Source organism: Variovorax sp. V93 (assembly GCF_041154485.1).
GTDB lineage: Bacteria > Pseudomonadota > Gammaproteobacteria > Burkholderiales > Burkholderiaceae_C > Variovorax > Variovorax beijingensis_A.
Window position 1 is genome coordinate 820054 of sequence record NZ_AP028669.1, and the last position, 18723, is coordinate 838776.

The window sequence follows — 18723 nt, forward strand, 5'->3', positions numbered from 1 at the left end:
GCCCACCCATGACCGATTCCCGCAAGCTCACCACCGAAAACGGCGCGCCCGTCGAGAACAACCAGCAGTCGCAGACGGCGGGCCCCGGCGGCCCCGTGCTGATGCAGGACCACCACCTGATCGAAAAGCTCGCCCGCTTCGACCGTGAGCGCATTCCGGAGCGCGTGGTGCATGCGCGCGGTTCGGGCGCCTTCGGCACCTTCGAGGTCACGGCCGACGTGTCGAAATGGACCAAGGCCAGGTTTCTGAGCCAGGTCGGCAAGAAGACCGAAGTGCTGGCGCGCTTCTCAACCGTGGCGCTCGAGCTCGGCTCGGCCGACACCGTGCGCGACCCGCGCGGCTTCGCCCTCAAGTTCTATACCGAAGAAGGCAACTACGACCTCGTCGGCAACAACACGCCGGTCTTCTTCATTCGCGATCCGCTCAAGTTTCCCGACTTCATCCACTCGCAGAAGCGCGATCCCTACAGCCATGTGCAGGAGCCCAACAACGCCTGGGACTTCTTCTCGCATTCGCCCGAGGCCACGCACCAGTTCACCTGGCTGTTCGGCGACCGCGGCATTCCGAAGAGCTACCGCCACATGGACGGCTTCGGCTCGCACACCTTCCAGTGGGTGAACGCCAAGGGCGAGGCCTTCTGGGTCAAGTACCACTTCAAGACCAACCAGGGCATCGAGACCTTCGTGGCCGAAGAGGCGCAGCGCGTGGGCGGCGAAAACCCGAACCACCACCACCTCGACCTGCTGCATTCGATCGAGCGCGGCGAGTTCCCGAGCTGGCGCGTCCAGGTGCAGATCATGCCGGTGGCCGAGGCGCAGACCTACCGCTTCAACCCCTTCGACCTGACCAAGGTCTGGTCGCACAAGGACTATCCGAAGATCGACATCGGCATCTTCACGCTCAACCGAAATCCCGACAACTACTTTGCCGAGATCGAGCAGGCCGCGTTCAACCCGGCCAACTTCGTGCCCGGCATCGGCCCTTCGCCCGACAAGATGCTGCAGGGCCGGCTGTTCAGCTACGGCGACACGCAGCGCTACCGCCTGGGCATCAACCACACGCAGCTGCCGGTGAACCGCCCGCACGCCACCACGGCGCAGAACTACGGCCGCGACGGCGCGATGCGCGGCGACGGCAACGGCGGCCGCGGTCCCAACTACGAGCCCAACAGCTTCAGCGACGCACCCAAGCAGAGCAACGAGCCGGTCTACGCACCGCTCGAGATCCATGGCTGGACCGGCAGCCACCAGTGGCAGAAGCACCCCGAGGACAACGACTTCGTGCAGGCCGGCGACCTCTACCGCCTGATGGACGAAGCCGCCAAGGAGCGGCTGGTGAACAACATCGCGGGCGGCCTGGGCGCGGTGACGCGGCAGGACATCATCGACCGTTCGGTGAGCTACTTCCGCCAGGCCGATGCCGACTACGGCGCGCGGCTCGACAAGGCCATCAAGGCCGTGCAGGCGAAGCTCAAGGGCGAGGAAGTGAGCGTGCAGGTCGGCAAGCCGGCGCACGACGCGAGCCGCAGCTGATCCGAGGCGGCAATGGGGTACCCAGGGGAGGGCGCGAGGCGCGGCATCGCACTCGACTTGCTTCATCGCGAAGCGTAGGATCAGCGCCCCCCTTGCCGCTGAGTCGCGGCGACAAGCCTGTGTTCGTGTGGCTTCTGAACGGAGGTTCGTATGAGCTATCACCTGGAAGGTCGCCTGCTCGAGGTGTGCAACTGCAACGTCCTGTGTCCCTGCTGGATCGGCGAGGATCCTGACAACGGCACCTGCGACACCATCGTCGCGTGGCGCATCGACAAGGGAACCATCGACGGCGTCGACGTTGGCGGCAACACCATCGCGGCCGTGGCGCATGTGCCCGGAAACATCCTCGAAGGCAACTGGACGGCCGCGATCTTCGTCGACGAAAACGCCTCCCAGGCGCAGGAAGAGGCGCTGCTCAGGGTCTACACCGGCAAGGCCGGCGGACCCATCGCCGATCTGGCCGCCCTCATCGGCCAGGTGGTGTCGGTCGAGCGGGCGCCGATCCGCTTCACCGTGAACGAAGGCAAGGGCGAGTTGGAAATCGGCAAGGACTACTACGCCGAACTCGAGCCCTACCGCGGCGCCACCGGCGGCCAGACCACGCTGTCGGACACCGTGTTCTCGACGGTGCCGGGCGCGCCGGTGTTCGTCGGCAAGGCGCCCACCTACCGCTCGAAGAACCCTGCCCTCGGCATCGATCTCGACATCAAGAACCACAACGCCCTGCAGAGCACCTTCGTCTTCGACGCATGAGCCTCCGCCCGGCCGTTCCGAAGGGGGCTGCTCGCACTGCCGTGAGCCACCGACGCGTGTTCCTGCCGGTTCTTGCCGCGCTGGTCATGCTCGCGTGGGTGGTGTTGTGGGCCTGGGCGCGCAGCCCTTACGGACGCTATCTCGAACACGGCGACTGGACCGCCTCCGGGCCGGCCGCGTTCCTGTGCCAGGCCATTCCCGCCGGCGGCGTGGTCGTGCCTGCTGTGCTCTATGCCTTTGCGTGGATCCTCATGACAATGGCCATGATGCTGCCGACCACGCTGCCGCTGTTCAACGCCTTCGACCGCCTGACCGCGGCGCGCTCGGACCACGCGCGCCTGCTCGTGATGCTGGGGCTCGGCTACATGGCCGTGTGGGGTGCCTTCGGGCTGCTGGCGCACGGGCTCCACAGCGCGGTGCTGGCGCTGCTCGCGAGTGCGCCCACGCTGGCCTGGCACGGCTGGGTGATCGGCGCCGCGACCATCGCGCTGGCCGGCGCCTTCCAGTTCAGCAGCCTCAAGCACAAGTGCCTCGAGAAGTGCCGCACACCGCTCGGCTTTGTCATCGAGCACTGGCGCGGCCGTGCGCAGGCCCGCCAGGCCTTCGCGCTGGGCCTGCACCACGGCCTGTTCTGCGTCGGCTGCTGCTGGGCGCTGATGCTGCTGATGTTCGCGCTCGGCACCGGCAGCCTGGGCTGGATGCTTCTGCTGGCCGCGGCCATGGCGCTGGAAAAGAACGTTCCCTGGGGCCATCGCCTGAGCGCACCGATGGGCTTCGCGCTGCTGGGTTGGGCGGCTTTCGTGGTGGCGACGCATGTCTGAAGCCATCTCCGAGGTGCGCCGCGCGCCGTCCACCCTGCAGACCGTCGCGCTGACCGCGGTGGCCATGGTGGCGTTCGCGGCCAATTCGCTGCTGTGCCGGCTCGCGCTGCAGCAGCGCGGCATCGACCCGGCCAGCTTCGGCAGCATCCGGCTGGTGTCCGGTGCGCTCACGCTCGCGCTCGTCGTGCAGTTCCGGGCGCGGCCTGCTGTGCCCGGCCGCGCCGACTGGCTTGCGGCCGCGATGCTGTTCGCCTACGTCGCGTTCTTCTCCTTCGCCTACCTCAGCCTTTCCGCGGGCACGGGCGCGCTGATCCTGTTCGGCGCGGTGCAGCTCACGATGCTGGGCGCGGGCCTGGGCTCCGGCGAGCGCTTCGGGCCCGTGGCATGGCTCGGCTTCGTGCTGGCGGCCGGCGGGCTCGTCTACCTGGTGCTGCCGGGCGTCGCGGCGCCGCCGCTGCTCGGCGCCGTGCTGATGGCCATCGCCGGCGTGGCATGGGGCGTGTATTCGCTGCGCGGCCGCGGCGTGCCCGATCCGCTGGCCGCCACCGGCCGCAACTTCATGCGGGCCGTGCCGCTGGCCCTGGCGCTGAGCCTTGCCTTCATGATGCGCGCCCATGCGGATGCCACCGGCATCGCGCTGGCCGTGGCCTCCGGCGCATTGACCTCGGGCCTCGGTTATGTCGTCTGGTATGCGGCGCTGGCGCGCCTTTCGGCCATGCAGGCAGCCACCGTGCAGCTGTCGGTGCCGCTGCTGGCCGCGTTCGGCGGCGTGCTGCTGCTGTCGGAGGCGATCACGCCGCGGCTGGCGGCCGCCTCGGTGGCCATCCTGGGCGGCATTGCGATCGTGCTGAGCCAGAAGTCGCGCAAGGCGCGGCGTTAGAAGCGCGGGCCTTTACGCGACCGCCACGCCCACCTTCGCCCCGGCCGCGACGATCTCGCCCCAGGTCGCATCGTCCAGCCAGATGCCGTTGCGCTCGCGCGCCACGCGTGCGGCGCGCTCCGGTTCGCCCGCGATCTGCACCTGGTCGAAGCCGGCGCCCGGCGGGCTCTGGCGCAGCCAGTCGACGAAGGCCGTCGCTTCCTGCGCGAAGCTCTCCTGGGTACCGAGCCTGGCGGGGTCGATCAGGATCGTCAACATGCCGTTGAGCACCGTACGCGCCGTGTCGGCCGGGCGGTGCCAGGTGCCGCCGCCGGTGAGTGCGCCGCCCAGCAGCTCGCAGGCCATCGCCATGCCGTAGCCCTTGTGTTCGCCGAAGGTCATGAGCGCGCCGAACAGGCCATTGGACTGCGGCACCACGACCACGCCCGGGTCGTTGGTGGGCGCGCCGCGCTCGTCGATCAGGTAGCCGTCGGGCACGCGCTCGCCCTTGTTGTGGGCGACGCGCATCTTGCCCTGCGCCACGCGGCTGGTCGCGAAGTCGAGCAGGAAGGGCTCGGCGCCCGCCAGCGGAATGCCGATGCAGCACGGGTTGGTGCCGAAGCGTCCGTCGCCCCCGCCCCACGGCGCCACCACGGGCCGCGACAGCACGTTGACGAAGTGCATCGAGACCAGGCCCTCGGCCGTCGCCATTTCGGCGAAGTGCCCGATGCGGCCCAGGTGGTGCGCATTCGCGAGCGTGAAGATGCAGCTGCCGTGCTGCTTCGCCCGCTCGATGCCGAGCGCCATCGCCTGCACGCCCACGATCTGGCCGTAGCCATGCTGGCCGTCGAGCGCGAGCAGGGTGCCGATGTCCGTGTTGACCTTGACCGCGGCATTCGGCACGAGCCCGCCTTCGGCCACGGCGTCGACATAGCGCGGCAGCATGCCCACGCCGTGCGAGTCATGGCCGCTCAGGTTGGCCAGCACGAGGTTGGCGGCCACCTGCGCGGCTTCGGCCGGCGTGCTGCCGGCGGCTTCGAGGATGCGGGCGCAGTGCGCCCGGAGAACAGAGGAGGAAAGAGTTTGGGGCATAGGTTCCTTACATCACTGCGCCGACTTGCCAGGGCACGAATTCGTTCTGGCCGTAGCCATGCTTCTCGCTCTTCGAGGGTTCACCGGATGCCGTGGCCAAGACCAGTTCGAATATCCGCTGGCCCATCTCCTGGATCGAACTGGTGCCATCCACGATCTCGCCGCAGTTGATGTCCATGTCCTCTTCCTGCCGCTGCCACAGCGCCGAGTTGGTCGCGAGCTTGAGCGAGGGGGAGGGCGCGCAGCCATAGGCCGAGCCGCGTCCGGTCGTGAAGCAGATGAGGTTCGCGCCGCCCGCGACCTGCCCGGTGGCGCTCACGGGGTCGTAGCCCGGCGTGTCCATGTAGACGAAGCCGTGCGCCGTGACCGGCTCGGCGTATTCGTACACCGCCTCGAGGTTGCTGGTCCCGCCCTTGGCCACCGCGCCGAGCGATTTTTCGAGGATGGTCGTGAGGCCACCGGCCTTGTTGCCCGGCGAGGGGTTGTTGTTCATCTCGCCTTCGTTGATTGCGGTGTAGTGCTCCCACCACTTGATGCGGTCCACCAGCTTCTGGCCGACCTCGCGCCGGACGGCGCGGCGCGTGAGCAGGTGCTCGGCGCCATAGACCTCGGGCGTTTCGCTCAGGATGGCCGTGCCGCCGTGCGCCACCAGCAGGTCGACCGCCGCACCCAGCGCCGGGTTGGCGCTGATGCCCGAATACCCGTCCGAGCCGCCGCACTGCAGCCCGATCGTGATGTGCGCCGCGCTGCAGGGTTCGCGCTTGACCGCATTGGCGCGCGGCAGCATCTCGTTGATCAGCGCGATGCCTTTGTCGACCGTCTTGCGCGTACCGCCGGTGTCCTGGATGTTGAAGGTGCGGAAGTTCTCGCCTTCGGCCAGGTGGCCGGTCGCGAGCCAGGCATTGATCTGGTTCGCCTCGCAGCCCAGGCCCACCACCAGCACGCCCGCGAAGTTCGGGTGCGTGGCATAGCCCGTGAGCGTGCGCTCCAGGATCTGCATGCCCATGCCCTGCGTGTCCATGCCGCAGCCCGTGCCGTGGGTGAGCGCCACCACGCCGTCGACATTCGGGTAGCCGGCCAGCGCCGATGGATTGGTCTTGCGCGAGAAGTGGTCGGCAATGGCGCGCGCCGCGGTGGCCGAGCAGTTCACGCTCGTGAGCACGCCGATGTAGTTGCGCGTGGCCACGCGGCCGTCGGCCCGCTTGATGCCCATGAAGGTGGCCTCGCGCTTCGCGGGCGCAGGCTTCACGTCGGCGCCGAAGGCGTAGTCGCGCTCGAAGTCGCCCTTGTCGGGGCCCATGTCGAGGTTGTGCGTGTGCACGTGCTCGCCGGCCGCGATCGGCTTGCTCGCGAAGCCGATGATCTGGTTGTAGCGGCGCACCGGTTCGCCAACAGCAATGGCGTGCGTCGCCACCTTGTGCCCGGCGGGAATCAGGCCGCGCACGGCAAAGTCTTCGACCTTGGCGCCGCCGACCAGCTGGCTGCGCGCGATCACGACATCGTCGGCCGGATGCAGGCGAATGAAGGGATTCATCGTGGAACTCGTGTTGTGTTGGGGATCAGAAGAACATTTTCGGCAGCCAGAGTACCAATGAAGGTACATAGGTGATCACCACCAGTGCCAGCAGCAGCGGGATGAGCCACGGAAGAATGGCCATCGTCGTGCGCTCGAAGCTCAGGCCCGCCACGCGCGCCAGCACGAACAGCACCATGCCCATCGGCGGATGCAGCAGGCCGATCATCAGGTTCAGCACCATCACCAGGCCGAAGTGGATCGGGTCCACGCCGAGTTGCGTGGCAATCGGCAGCAGGATCGGCACCAGGATGGTGATGGCGGCCGTCGGCTCCAGGAAGCAGCCCACGAACAGCATCAGCAGGTTGGCCAGCAGCAGGAACACCCAGGCTTCCTTGGTGAAGCCCAGCACCCAGCTCGCGATGTCGGTGGTCACGCCGGTGGCGGTGAGCATCCAGCCGAAGATCGACGCGGCCGCCACGATGAACAGCACGGTGGAGGTGGTCTCGATGGTGTCGAGGCAGACCTTGACGAACATCTTCCACGACAGCGTCTTGTACCAGCCAAAGCCCAGGATCATCGCCCACACGCAGGCGGCAATCGCGCCCTCGGTGGGTGTGAACAGGCCCGTGCTCATGCCGCCGATCAGCAGCACCGGCGTCATGATGGGCAGCAGCGCCTCGAAGCGGAAGATCCGGTCGAGCACGAACAGCGATGCGAGGCCCCCCAACACCGTGAGCTGCGGCGGCGTGCCCAGCTTGGCCACCAGCAGCCACATCAGCAGCGGCCAGGCGATCACCACGGCGAGCTCGCACATGGCCTTGAAGAAGCGCGTGCTCGAGAACTTGACGTCGCCGCCCCAGCCGTTGCGGTGCGCAAAGTAGGCCACCGTGAGCATCATCAGGATGGCCAGCAGTGCGCCGGGCAAGATGCCCGCGAGGAACAGCGCCCCCACCGACACATTGGCCATCATCCCGTAGATCACGAAGGGCAGGCTGGGCGGAATGATCGGGCCCAGCGTGGCCGAGGCGGCCGTCACGCCTACCGCGAACTCGGTCGAATAGCCGTGCTCCTTCATCGCCTTGATCTCGATGGTGCCCAGGCCCGCGGCATCGGCAATGGCGGTGCCGCTCATGCCCGCGAAGATCACCGAGCCGAGCACGTTCACATGGCCCAGGCCGCCCTTGAGCCAGCCCACCAGCGCGAGCGCGAAGTTGTAGATGCGGGTGGTGATGCCCGCGTTGTTCATCAGGTTGCCGGCCAGGATGAAGAAGGGCACCGCCAGCAGCGGAAAGCTGTCGATGCCGCTCACCATGCGGTGGATCACGACGAAGGGCGGCAGGCTGCCGCTCGCGAGGATGTAGGCCAGCGAGGCACCGGCCATGGCCACGGCCACCGGAATGCCGCCCGCCATGAAGACAAGAAAGAATATTTTCAGCATGCAGATGTTCTCGGGGGCTCAGCGGTCGGCGAGCGTGGACTCGGGGCGTTCGAGCACGCTGTAGCCGCGCTTCCAGTGGATGCGCGCGACCTGCACCGAGCGCCAGGTCATCGCGATGAAGCCGAACAGGCACAGGCCGTAGACGATGTTCATTGGCGCATCGACGATCGTCATGCGCGTGGTGTTGCCGATCTTCAGCATCATCTGCACCGTCATGACCACGGCCGCGGCAAAGAAGGCGGTGCGCAGCACGTCCACCGCGCGCGAGATCCAGCGGCCCATCGCCGCCGGCATGTGGCGGTAGAAGAAGTCGACCTGGATCTGGTTGTTCTTCGCGACCCCGATGGCGGCGCCGATGAAGACCACCGCGATCAGCATGTAGCGCGCCACCTCCTCGGTCCATGCGGCCGAGTCGTTCATCACGTAGCGCGTGACGAACTGGTAGAACACCGTGAGCGCGAGCATCCAGAAGATCGCAAGCGAGATCCAGCCTTCGGCGATGGTGTGGGAAAGGTCGACGGCCTCGTCTTCCGCGTGGAAGTGCCCTTCGTCGTCGATGATCTTCGGTTCAGTCATGCCGGCGCCCTGGGTTTACTTGATGCTCGTGATGCGGTCGTAGTCCTGCTGGCGGTAGCCGTGGTCGGTGGGCTTGGTGTTCTTCAGCACGGCTTCGCGGAACGCGGCCTTGTCCACGGTGATCACGTTGTTGCCGCGCTTCTTGAACTCCTCGACCAGGCGGATTTCCGAGGCGATGATGTCGCGGCCGGTCTTTTCGGCGGCCTCCTGCATCACGTCGGTGAAGATCTTCTTCTCGTCGGCCGAGAGCTTGCCCCACAGCTGGCCGGAGACCACGGTCAGCAGCGAATCGACGATGTGGCCCGTGAGCGAGATGTTCTTCTGCACCTCGAAGAACTTCTTGGCCTCGATGGTCGGCAGCGGGTTCTCCTGCGCATCGACCGTGTTGTTCTGCAGTGCCAGGTAGACCTCGGCGAAAGCAATGGGCGTGGCGTTGGCGCCCAGGGCCTTGGGGAAGGCCAGGTAGGCCGGTGCGTCGGGCACGCGGATCTTCAGGCCCTTCATGTCTTCGGGCTTGGCCACCGGCCTGGCGGCGCTCGAGGTGACATGGCGCGCGCCGTAGTAGTTGAGCGCCGTGATGTGGTTGCCGCTCTTGTCGTCGTAGCCCTTGGCGAGCTCCTGGAACACATCGCTCTTGGCGTACTTCAGCAGGTGCTCCGCATCGCGGAAGATGAACGGAAAGTAGGTCACGGCCAGCGGCTTGTAGGTGTTGCCCGCGAAGCTGGCACCGGTCAGCACGATGTCGACGGTGCCCAGCGTCAGGCCCTGGTTGATGTCCGACTCCTTGCCCAGGCTGGAGGCCGGGAACACCTGGATGTCGTACTTGCCGTTGGTGCGCTTCTTGATTTCTTCCGCGGCCCACACCGAGTACTTGTGGAACGGCTCGGAGGTTTCGTAGACATGCGCCCACTTGAGCTTGGTCTGCGCGCCGGCGATGCCGGCCGTGCCCAGCGCGGTGGCCGCCAGGGCGCAGGCGGCGATGGCCTTGAGGGTGTTGCGTTTGCTGTTCATCGGTTTGTCTCCGTTGGTGTGATGTGTTGAAGAAGTCGCCGGCGCGGTTCAGGACGAGGCTTTCCTGGCGCGGCGCCAGCTCGCGCTGAACCGCTGGTGCGAGTTGTCCATGTGGGCGTGCATGGCGGCGCGCGCGGCCTCGGCATCGCGTGCGGCCACGGCGTCGCGGATGGCCTCGTGCTCGGCAATGGCCGAGCGCCAGGAGGCCACCGTCTCGAAGTAGCCGCCCAACCGCGTGAAGATCGGTCCGTTGCGCGAATCCCAGAAGCTCTGCACCGTTTCCACCAGCACGGCGTTGCCGCTGGCATTGACGATGGCCACGTGGAATGCGCGGTCGCCTTCGAGCGGCAGTATTTCGCGGTCGGCGAGCCCGCGCATCGCTTCGATGGCGCGGCTCATGGCGTCGATGTCCTTGCGCGTGCCCACGGCGGCCGCAATGGCGGCGGTCTCGCCCTCGATCACGCGGCGTGCGCGAATCAGCTCCAGAGGGCCCCATTCGGTGGGCGCCACCGGCTTGCTCGCGCGGTGCGAGCGGTCCAGCACGTACACGCCCGAGCCCGTGCGGACCTCGACCCAGCCCTCGACCTCGAGCGCGATCAGCGCCTCGCGCACCGAGGGCCGGCTCACGCCGAGCTGCTTGGCCAGGTCGCGCTCGGCCGGCAATCGCGCGCCGGCCAGGAACTCGCCCTTGCCGATCAGTCCTCGGAGCTGGTCGGCAATCTGGCGATAGAGGCGCTGGGGTTCGACGGTCTGGAGCGGCACGGCGGGGGGGGGGGGGTTAAGGGTTGTCCTGAATTGGACAAGTGGTAAGGCCAATTCAGAATACGATCCGCACTGCGCCGCTGCCATCGGGCCAAACCCTGAACGTCCGGCAGCCAGCGCCCCATTTTTCCAAGGAGACATGCATGAGACTCAAGGGCAAGACCGTGCTCGTGACGGCAGCCGGACAAGGCATCGGCCATGCGAGCGTGCTCGCGATGGCCGCCGAAGGCGCGCAGGTCTGGGCGACCGACGTGAACGAGAAGTTGCTCGAGCGCTACACGGGCGTCGCCAACGTGCGCACGGCCCGGCTCGACGTGCTCGACAAGGACGCGATCGTCGCCTTCTTCAAGAGTCTTCCCGCGCTCGACGTGCTGTTCAACTGCGCCGGCGTGGTGCACAACGGCACCGCGCTCGAGGCCACCGACAAGGACCTCGAATTCGCGTTCGCCCTCAACGTGCGCGCGCAGTTCTGGACCATCCAGGCCGCGCTGCCGGGCATGCTGGCCGCAGGAAGCGGCAGCATCATCAACATGGCGAGCGTCTGCTCGAGCATGAAGGGCCTGCCCAACCGCTTCGTCTACGGCACCACCAAGGCCGCGGTGCTGGGCCTGACCAAGAGCGTGGCGGCCGACTTCGTGGCGCGCGGCATCCGCTGCAATGCCGTGTGCCCCGGCACGGTCGACACGCCCTCGCTCGGGGAGCGCATCAATGCCAACGAGGACCCCGAGGCGGCGCGCCGCGCCTTCATCGCGCGCCAGCCCATGGGCCGGCTCGCGCAGGCCGAGGAAATCGCGCCCGTGGTGGTGTTCCTGGCCAGCGACGAATCGGTGTTCGCCACCGGCCAGGCCTTCACGGTCGACGGCGGCATCACCATATGAACCAGCTCGATTTCGCGGGCCGCCACGCAGTGGTGACCGGCGGCGCGAGCGGGCTGGGCTACGGCATCGCCGAGCGGCTGATCGCGTCGGGCGGCAGCGTCACGCTGTGGGACCGCGACGCAGCGGCCGCGCAGAAGGCCGCAGCGGCTCTGGGCGGCAAGGCCTTCGCCGTGACGGTTGACGTGGCGCAGCAGCCTTCCGTGGCCCGGGCAGTGGCGGCCACGCTGGCGCATGCGCCGCGCATCGATGCGCTGGTCAACAGCGCCGGCATCACCGGCCCCAACACGAAGCTGTGGGACTACCCGGTCGACGACTGGCGGCAGGTGATGGAGGTCAACATCAACGGCGTGTTCCTGTGCTGCCGCGAAGTGGTGGCGCAGATGCGCGCGCAAGGCTACGGACGCATCGTGAACATCGCCTCGGTGGCCGGGAAAGAAGGCAACCCCAACGCCAGCGCCTACAGTGCGAGCAAGGCCGCCGTCATTGCGCTCACCAAGTCGCTCGGCAAGGAACTGGCCGACACCGGCATCCGCGTCAACTGCGTGACGCCCGCGGCGGTGAAGACCGCCATCTTCGACCAGATGACGCCGGAGCACATTGCGTTCATGCGGTCGAAAATACCGATGGGCCGCTTCGGCACGGTAGAGGAAGTGGCCGCAATGGTCGGCTGGCTCTGCACCGAAGATTGCTCGTTTTCCACCGGCGCCGTGTTCGACCTGTCCGGCGGCCGCTCCACTTACTAGATAGTCAGTCTCCCCCAAGAAAGGACCACATGAAACTCGTTCGCTATGGCAATCCCGGCAAGGAAAAGCCCGGCCTCATCGACGACAACGGCCAGCTGCGCGACCTGAGCGCGCTGGTCAAGGACATCGGGCCCGAGCAGCTCGGCGACGCCGCGCTGGCCAAGCTGCGCAAGCAGAAGGTCGACAAGCTGCCGCTGGTCAAGGGCAAGCCGCGCTTCGGCAGCCCGGTGGCCAACGTCGGCAAGTTCATTGCCATCGGCCTGAACTATGCCGACCACGCGGCCGAGTCCGGCCTGCCGATTCCGAAGGAGCCGGTGGTCTTCATGAAGGCCACCAGCTGCATCCAGGGCCCGAACGATCCGGTCATGCTGCCCAAGAACTCGGTCAAGAGCGACTGGGAGGTCGAGCTCGGCGTGGTCATCGGCGCGCGCGCGCGCTACGTCTCGCAGAAGGACGCGCTCAACTTCGTGGCCGGCTACTGCACCATCAACGACGTGAGCGAACGCGAGTTCCAGATCGAGCGCGGCGGCACCTGGGACAAGGGCAAGGGCTGCGACACCTTCGGCCCGATCGGCCCGTGGCTCGTGACGCGCGACGAAGTGCCCAACCCGCAGAAGCTGTCGATGTGGCTCGACCTCAACGGCAAGCGCATGCAGACCGGCAGCACCAGGACGATGATCTTCAGCATCGCCAAGATCGTGAGCTACCTGAGCCAGTTCATGACGCTCTTGCCCGGCGACGTCATCACCACCGGCACGCCGCCCGGCGTGGGCCTGGGCATGAAGCCGCCGCTCTACCTGAAGAAGGGCGACGTGATGACGCTGGGCATCGAAGGCCTGGGCGACCAGCGCCAGGAAGTGATTCCGTTCAAGCTGTAAGCGGCAAGCGAGCAGCCCCAAACGGCGCGGCGGGCATTGGCCCGGCGCGCCGTTCTTCTTTGTGCCGCTGCGGTTTTAAATGTCCCATTGACAGAACATTGAAACTGCAAAAACATCAAAGGCATGTCGCAGATGCCTTTGCCGAAGTACCACCAGATCTACCTGGTCCTGCGTGAGCAGCTGCACGAAGGCCGATTTGCGGAGGGGCTGCCCGGCGAGCTCGCGCTCATGGCGCAGTTCAACGTGGCGCGCGTCACGGTGCGGCGCGCGCTCGAGCAGCTGTCTTCCGAAGGCCTGATCGCGCGCAACCCGGGGCGCCGCACGCGCGCGCTGCCGCCCGTGCCCGCGGGCGAAGCGAACAGCGGCAGGAGCATGGAGCGTGCCAATCTGCGCGGCCTGCTCGAGAACCTGGTGACGATGGGCCTGCACACCTCGGTGAAAGTGATCGAGGTCGCCACCATCACGGCCTCCACCCAGGTGGCCGAGGCGCTGCAGCTGCAGCTGGGCGACCCGGTGCAGAAGGCGGTGCGCGTGCGCTCCACCAAGGAAGGCCCGCTTTCGCACATCACCACCTACGTGCCCGATTCCATCGCGCGCCGCTTCGGCCGCCGCGAGCTGTCGAAGAAGCCGATCCTCGTGCTGCTCGAGGAGTCGGGCGTCAAGGTCGGGCGCGCGCACCAGACCATTTCCGCGCGCCTGGCCGACAGCCTGATCGCGCAGCACCTCGACGTGTCGGTCGGCTCGGCCCTGCTCGCGGTGCGCCGCCTGATCTACGACGAGGACGAGCGGCCCGTGCAGTGGCTGCACGGCCTCTACCGCCCCGACCGTTACACCTACGAGATGCAGCTCTCCCGCGTGGGCGGCATCGACGCGAAGGTGTGGGTCAGCAAAGACGTGTCAGCCAAGTTCAACTGAAGAGAAAAAGGAAAGCCCCATGCAGAACCGCCGCAGTTTCGTGTCGCAGTCCGCCGCCCTGGCGACCGCCGTCGCCTTCCCGCTCGTGGCCGGCGCGCAGCCCAAGACCGTCAAGGTCGGCGTGCTGCATCCGGTCACCGGGGCGTTGGCCTACTCGGGCCAGCAGTGCCGCCTCGGCGCGCTGATGGCCATCGAGGACATCAACGCTGCCGGCGGCATCAAGTCGCTCGGCGGCGCGAAGCTCGAGGCGCTGCTGGGCGACGCGCAATCGCAGCCGCAGGCCGGTGCGGCCGAGGTCGAGAAGATGAACGAGGCCGGCGTCTCGGCCATCGTCGGCGCCTACGCCTCGGCCATCTGCCTGGCGACCACGCAGGCGGCGGCCAAGTACAACCTGCCGCACGTGGTCGACGTGGGCGTGGCCGACCAGATCGTCGAGCGCGGCCTGAAGAACACCTTCCGCTTCGGCCCCGGCTACAGGAAGTCGACCGAGGTGGCCATGGCCAACCTGCTGGTGCTCAACAAGGCCGCGGGCAACCCGGCCAAGACGGTGATGATCATCCACGAGGAGTCGCTGTTCGGCGCCGGCACCGCGCAGCTGCTCTCGCGCGAACTGCCGGGCTACGGCTTCGAGGTGAAGGAGGTGGTGAAGCACGCCAACCCCACGCGCGACTTCAACAACATCGTGCTGCGCATGAAGTCGGTCAACCCCGACATCGTGATCCCCGCCAACTACTACAACGAGTACGCGCTGCTGGTGCGCACCATGCAGCAGCAGAAGGTGGTGCCCAAGGCGATCTTCTCGGTGCTGGGCGGCGCCGCGTCGAGCTACAAGTTCATGAAGGAGTTTCCGGACGCGGCCAACGGCATCATCGACTGCAACCACTGGTTCAACCCGAAGGACAAGCGCTCGCAGGAGCTGCGCAAGCGCGTGGAGGCCAAGGGCCAGTTCTTCAGCTACGAGGTCTTCATGACCTACACCTCGATGTGGCTGCTGGCCGATGCGCTGGAGCGCGCGAAGTCGGCCGAACGCGCCGCCATCGTCGATGCGCTGGAGAAGAGCACCTTCTCGAATCACATCATGCCGTACGGTCCGACGAAGTTCGTCAACGGGCAGAACGAGGGCGCGCAGCCGTTGATGACGCAGGTGGTGAAGAACGACATCAAGGTGATCATCCCGCGCGACTACCGCGAGGTGGAGCCTGTGTTTCCGCTCAGGGCATGAACACGTTACCGCATGGTGTGGGCACGCTGCGGGTGCGCCCTTCGTATTCCGGCCGCGCCTGTTCCACCCTGGAGCCCGGTATGCGGTGCGGGCCGGGCGATCCCCTCTGCGCGGCCGAGGAGCGCAGCGTTTCGCGGATCAGGGCTCGCAGCTGTTTGAGCGAAGCGAGTTCTGCGAGACCCCGCGAAGCGCGAGCACCGCAGGGCAGCCCGAAGGGCCGGCGCAGTGGGGTCGCACGGCCCGCACCGCATACCGGGCGGACCCCACAAAGCGCACGAAACAAATGTTCGACTTAAGCATCCTCTTCCCCTCGATCCTGAACGGCCTCACCACCGGCGCCGTGTACGCATTGATCGCGCTGGGACTCACCCTGATCTACGGCGTGCTCCACATCATCAACTTCGCCCACGGCGCCTGCCTGATGCTGGCGCTGTACGCCGTCTACTTCCTCAAGGAGCGCTGGGGCATCGACCCCTACATGGCGCTGCCCATCGCCATCGCCGGAATGTTCGCGCTCGGCTACGGCCTGCAGCGCATCGTCATCAACCGCGCCGGCCACGGCAAGGACGAGAACATCCTGCTCGCCACGCTCGGCATCGCCATCGTCATGGAGAACCTCGCGCTGCTGTTCTTCAAGTCGGACACCCGCAACATCGACACCGCCTATTCGCTCAGCACCGTCGCCATCGGCCCCGCGATGATCGCCGTGCCCAAGCTCGTGGCCTTCGCGGGCGCGCTTGTCGTCTCCGGCATCCTGTTCTGGATCATGGGCCGCACCGATCTCGGCCGCGCCATCCGCGCCGTCGCCAAGGAGAAGGAAGGCGCCAAGCTCATGGGCATCGACGTGGACCACGTCTACGCCATGAGCTTCGGCATCGGCCTGGCCTGCCTCGGCGCGGCGGCCTGCTTCCTGCTGCCGGCCTACTACGTCAACCCGCAGGTAGGCGGCGGCTTCGTGCTCGTGGCCTTCACCATCGTCGTGCTCGGCGGCATGGGCAGCTTCGTCGGCGCGCTCGCCGGCGGCTTCCTGGTCGGCGTGGTCGAGTCGCTCGGCGGGCTGTACCTCGGCGAATCGCTCGGGCAGATCGGCATCTTCGCGATCTTCATCGGCGTGGTGCTGTTCCGGCCCCAGGGCATGTTCGGAGCCAGGGCATGAGCAGCGCGCACAGGCAACTCGCGGGCATCGCGCTCTTCGCGGTGCTGGCCGGCTGCGTGCCGCTCGTCACGAAGTCGGGCGTGACGCTGAACTTTGTGATGATGGCGCTCTACGCCACGCTCATTGCGCAGGCCTGGAACATTCTCGGCGGCTTCGGCGGGCAGTTCTCGTTCGGGCATGCGCTGTTCTTCGGCACCGGGGCCTACATCCAGGCCATCGCGCAGCTGCAGGGCGGCATCAACGCCTGGGTCGCGCTGCCGCTGGCGGTGGCCGGCGCCGCACTGGTCGGGCTCTTCGTCGGCGCGCTCACTTTCCGCTACGGCCTCAAGGGTTCGTACTTCGCGCTCGTCACGCTGGCCTTCGCGGAGGTGTTCCGCATCCTCGCGCTGTCGGTGAACTTCACGGGCGGCGGCGTGGGCCTGATGGTGCCGCTGCGCGAATCGGCGGCCAACCTGCAGTTCGCCTCGCGCGCCGGCTACCTGTGGGTGGTGCTGGCCATGGTGGTGCTGGCGCTGCTCGTGACCTGCTGGCTGCGCAACGGCCGCTTCGGTGCCTACCTCCAGGCCGTGCGCGACAACGAGGATGCGGCGCGCGCCGTGGGCGTGAACCCGTTTCGCGTCAAGCTCGCGGCCATCGGCATCTCGGCCGCCTTCATGGGTGCGGCCGGCGCCTTCTACGTGCAGGTGTTCCAGTACATCGACGCCGGCATCGCCTACGGCCCGGCGGTGTCGGTCGAGGCGCTGGTGGCGGCCATCGTGGGCGGCATGGGCACGCTGTGGGGCCCGGTGCTGGGCGCGGTCGTGCTGCACCTGCTGTCGGACCTCACGCGCAACCTGTTCGGCGAACTGCCGGGCATCAACATGGTGATCTACGGCATGGTGCTGGTCGTGATCGTGATCTTTTTGCCGCGCGGCGTCGCGGGGCTGGGGCTGTCGGTGCGGCAGCTGTGGAGCGCGAAGGGAGGCCGCCATGACTGAGGCGCTGCTGGCCGTGGGCGGTCTCTCGCGTTCCTTCGGCGGACTCAAGGCGGTGCAGGACGTGAGCCTGTCGGTGAAGGAGGGCAGCCTGAGCGCGCTGATCGGCCCCAACGGTGCCGGCAAGACTACGCTGTTCGCGCTGATGTCGGGCTTCCTCAAGCCCGATGCCGGCAGCGTGCGCTTCGCGGGCCAGGACATCACGGGCCGCGAGCCGCACCGCAATGCGCTGCTTGGCATGACGCGCACCTTCCAGATCGTGAAGCCCTTTGCGGCGCAGACGGTGCGCGAGAACATCGCGGTCGGTGCGCACCTGCACCAGCGCGGCCGCCGCGAGGCGCTGGCGCATGCCGAGGCCATCGCGCTGCGCGTGGGCCTTGCGCCGCAGCTCGACAAGCCCGCGTCGGACCTCACGGTGGCCGGCCGCAAGCGGCTCGAACTGGCGCGTGCCCTGGCCACGCGCCCGCGCCTGCTGTTGCTCGACGAAGTGCTTGCCGGCCTCAACCCGCAGGAGATCGCCGAGATGATGCCGGTGGTGCGCGGCATCGCCGACAGCGGCGTCACGGTGCTGATGATCGAGCACGTGATGCAGGCCGTGATGCACCTGGCCGAGCATGTGTGGGTGCTGGCGCAGGGGCAGTTGATTGCCGAAGGCAGCCCGGCGCAGGTGACCTCCGACGACAAGGTCGTCGAAGCCTACCTGGGCCATGGCACCGCGGCGCGGCTGCGCAAGGCCGCTTCGGGAGTCCAGGCATGAGCGCGCGCCGGGCCGCTCCCAAGCAAGCTCGCACCGCAGTGCGAAGCACGGAGGTATTCGAATGAGCGCGCGCCGGGCCGCTCCCAAGCAAGCTCGCACCGCAGTGCGAAGCACGGAGGTATTTGAATGACCGCGTTGCTGGATATCCAGGGCCTGCGCGGCGGCTACGGCCGCGTCGAGGTGCTGCGCGGCGTCGACCTGCAGGTGAACGCCGGCGAAATGGTCGCGCTGCTCGGCAGCAACGGCGCGGGCAAGTCCACCCTCAACAAGATGGTCTGCGGCCTGTGCCCCGCCTGGAGCGGCAATGTGCGCTTCGACGGCAAGGATCTGAGCGGCGCGCACTACCGCGACGTGGTGAAGGCGGGCCTGATCCAGGTGCCCGAGGGCCGCAAGGTGTTTCCCAACCTCAGCGTGCTGGAGAACCTGGAGCTCGGCTCCTTCACGCGGGCGCGCGAGCGCCGCGCGGCCAACGTCGAGAAGATGTTCCACATCTTCCCGCGGCTGCGGGAACGCATGGCGCAGCTCGCCGGCACCATGAGCGGCGGCGAGCAGCAGATGCTGGCCATCGCGCGCGGACTCATGGCCGAGCCCGTGCTGCTGATCCTCGACGAGCCCTCGCTCGGGCTTTCGCCGCGGCTGGTGGAGGAGATGTTCTCGCTGATCCGCGAACTGCGCGACGGCGGCCTCGCGGTGCTGCTGGTGGAGCAGAACGTGGGCCAGTCGCTCGAGATCGCGGACCGCGCCTACGTGCTGGAGAACGGCAGCGTTCGTTTTTCGGGCCTGCCCGGCGAGCTGCTCGGCAGCGACGAACTGCGGCGCGCCTACCTGGGGCTCTGACGT

At 67.5% G+C, this 18723-nt stretch carries 19 protein-coding genes; 13 read left to right on the forward strand and 6 right to left on the reverse strand.

The features are described from left to right. Positions 1-8 precede the first annotated feature (8 nt). From ACAM54_RS03650 to ACAM54_RS03665, 4 genes are all read left to right on the forward strand, one after another. On the forward strand, positions 9-1532 hold the full coding sequence (locus ACAM54_RS03650) for a catalase (RefSeq protein ID WP_369649874.1): 1524 nt from the start codon (positions 9-11) through the stop codon (positions 1530-1532). Positions 1533-1682: 150 nt separating this feature from the next. After that, complete coding sequence (locus ACAM54_RS03655; RefSeq protein WP_369649875.1) at positions 1683-2285, forward strand: DUF1326 domain-containing protein; 603 nt, start codon at positions 1683-1685, stop codon at positions 2283-2285. Continuing rightward, a complete protein-coding gene (locus tag ACAM54_RS03660) occupies positions 2282-3106 on the forward strand; it encodes a DUF2182 domain-containing protein (protein WP_369649876.1) in 825 nt (274 codons plus the stop codon). The genes ACAM54_RS03655 and ACAM54_RS03660 overlap by 4 nt, the downstream gene beginning before the upstream one ends. Further along, on the forward strand, positions 3099-3986 hold the full coding sequence (locus ACAM54_RS03665; RefSeq protein ID WP_369649877.1) for a DMT family transporter: 888 nt from the start codon (positions 3099-3101) through the stop codon (positions 3984-3986). Before ACAM54_RS03660 ends, ACAM54_RS03665 begins: the two co-directional genes overlap by 8 nt. Before the next feature lie 12 nt (positions 3987-3998). Here ACAM54_RS03665 and ACAM54_RS03670 read toward each other — a convergent pair whose 3' ends face one another. From ACAM54_RS03670 to ACAM54_RS03695, 6 genes are read right to left on the reverse strand one after another with little or no spacing between them, the layout of a single operon-like run. Then, complete coding sequence (locus tag ACAM54_RS03670; RefSeq protein WP_369649878.1) at positions 3999-5057, reverse strand: malate/lactate/ureidoglycolate dehydrogenase; 1059 nt, start codon at positions 5055-5057, stop codon at positions 3999-4001. A 7-nt stretch (positions 5058-5064) separates the two neighbouring features. After that, a complete protein-coding gene (locus ACAM54_RS03675) occupies positions 5065-6591 on the reverse strand; it encodes a UxaA family hydrolase (protein ID WP_192325295.1) in 1527 nt (508 codons plus the stop codon). 25 nt (positions 6592-6616) lie between these two features. After that, on the reverse strand, positions 6617-8011 hold the full coding sequence (locus ACAM54_RS03680; RefSeq protein WP_369649879.1) for a TRAP transporter large permease: 1395 nt from the start codon (positions 8009-8011) through the stop codon (positions 6617-6619). An 18-nt stretch (positions 8012-8029) separates the two neighbouring features. After that, positions 8030-8587 carry a TRAP transporter small permease gene (locus ACAM54_RS03685; protein WP_369649880.1) on the reverse strand — a complete coding sequence of 186 codons (558 nt, stop codon included), beginning with the start codon at positions 8585-8587 and terminating at the stop codon, positions 8030-8032. Positions 8588-8602: 15 nt separating this feature from the next. Next, entirely contained in the window at positions 8603-9598 is a 996-nt protein-coding gene (locus ACAM54_RS03690) for a sialic acid TRAP transporter substrate-binding protein SiaP (RefSeq protein ID WP_369649881.1), read from the reverse strand. 48 nt (positions 9599-9646) lie between these two features. Continuing rightward, positions 9647-10360: a FadR/GntR family transcriptional regulator gene (locus ACAM54_RS03695; protein WP_369649882.1), complete on the reverse strand. Its 714-nt coding sequence runs from the start codon at positions 10358-10360 to the stop codon at positions 9647-9649. A 143-nt stretch (positions 10361-10503) separates the two neighbouring features. Between ACAM54_RS03695 and ACAM54_RS03700 the strand changes: the two genes are divergently transcribed. The 9 genes from ACAM54_RS03700 (at position 10504) to ACAM54_RS03740 (ending at position 18720) form a co-directional block, all read left to right on the forward strand. After that, positions 10504-11238, forward strand: coding sequence for an SDR family oxidoreductase (locus tag ACAM54_RS03700; RefSeq protein WP_145742177.1), 735 nt, complete (start codon positions 10504-10506; stop codon positions 11236-11238). Next, positions 11235-11981, forward strand: a complete 747-nt coding sequence (locus ACAM54_RS03705) for an SDR family NAD(P)-dependent oxidoreductase (protein ID WP_369649883.1) — start codon at positions 11235-11237, stop codon at positions 11979-11981. Before ACAM54_RS03700 ends, ACAM54_RS03705 begins: the two co-directional genes overlap by 4 nt. 29 nt (positions 11982-12010) lie before the next feature. After that, entirely contained in the window at positions 12011-12859 is an 849-nt protein-coding gene (locus ACAM54_RS03710) for a fumarylacetoacetate hydrolase family protein (protein WP_047786203.1), read from the forward strand. 132 nt (positions 12860-12991) lie between these two features. Next, on the forward strand, positions 12992-13774 hold the full coding sequence (locus ACAM54_RS03715) for a GntR family transcriptional regulator (RefSeq protein ID WP_145742171.1): 783 nt from the start codon (positions 12992-12994) through the stop codon (positions 13772-13774). Positions 13775-13793: 19 nt separating this feature from the next. Continuing rightward, a complete protein-coding gene (locus tag ACAM54_RS03720; protein ID WP_369649884.1) occupies positions 13794-14996 on the forward strand; it encodes an ABC transporter substrate-binding protein in 1203 nt (400 codons plus the stop codon). A gap of 283 nt (positions 14997-15279) precedes the next feature. After that, on the forward strand, positions 15280-16152 hold the full coding sequence (locus ACAM54_RS03725; RefSeq protein ID WP_369649885.1) for a branched-chain amino acid ABC transporter permease: 873 nt from the start codon (positions 15280-15282) through the stop codon (positions 16150-16152). Next, entirely contained in the window at positions 16149-17129 is a 981-nt protein-coding gene (locus ACAM54_RS03730; RefSeq protein WP_369649886.1) for a branched-chain amino acid ABC transporter permease, read from the forward strand. Before ACAM54_RS03725 ends, ACAM54_RS03730 begins: the two co-directional genes overlap by 4 nt. Continuing rightward, on the forward strand, positions 17122-17883 hold the full coding sequence (locus tag ACAM54_RS03735) for an ABC transporter ATP-binding protein (RefSeq protein WP_369649887.1): 762 nt from the start codon (positions 17122-17124) through the stop codon (positions 17881-17883). The genes ACAM54_RS03730 and ACAM54_RS03735 overlap by 8 nt, the downstream gene beginning before the upstream one ends. Positions 17884-18009: 126 nt before the next feature. Then, positions 18010-18720, forward strand: a complete 711-nt coding sequence (locus ACAM54_RS03740) for an ABC transporter ATP-binding protein (RefSeq protein WP_369649888.1) — start codon at positions 18010-18012, stop codon at positions 18718-18720. The last annotated feature ends 3 nt before the right edge of the window (positions 18721-18723 follow it).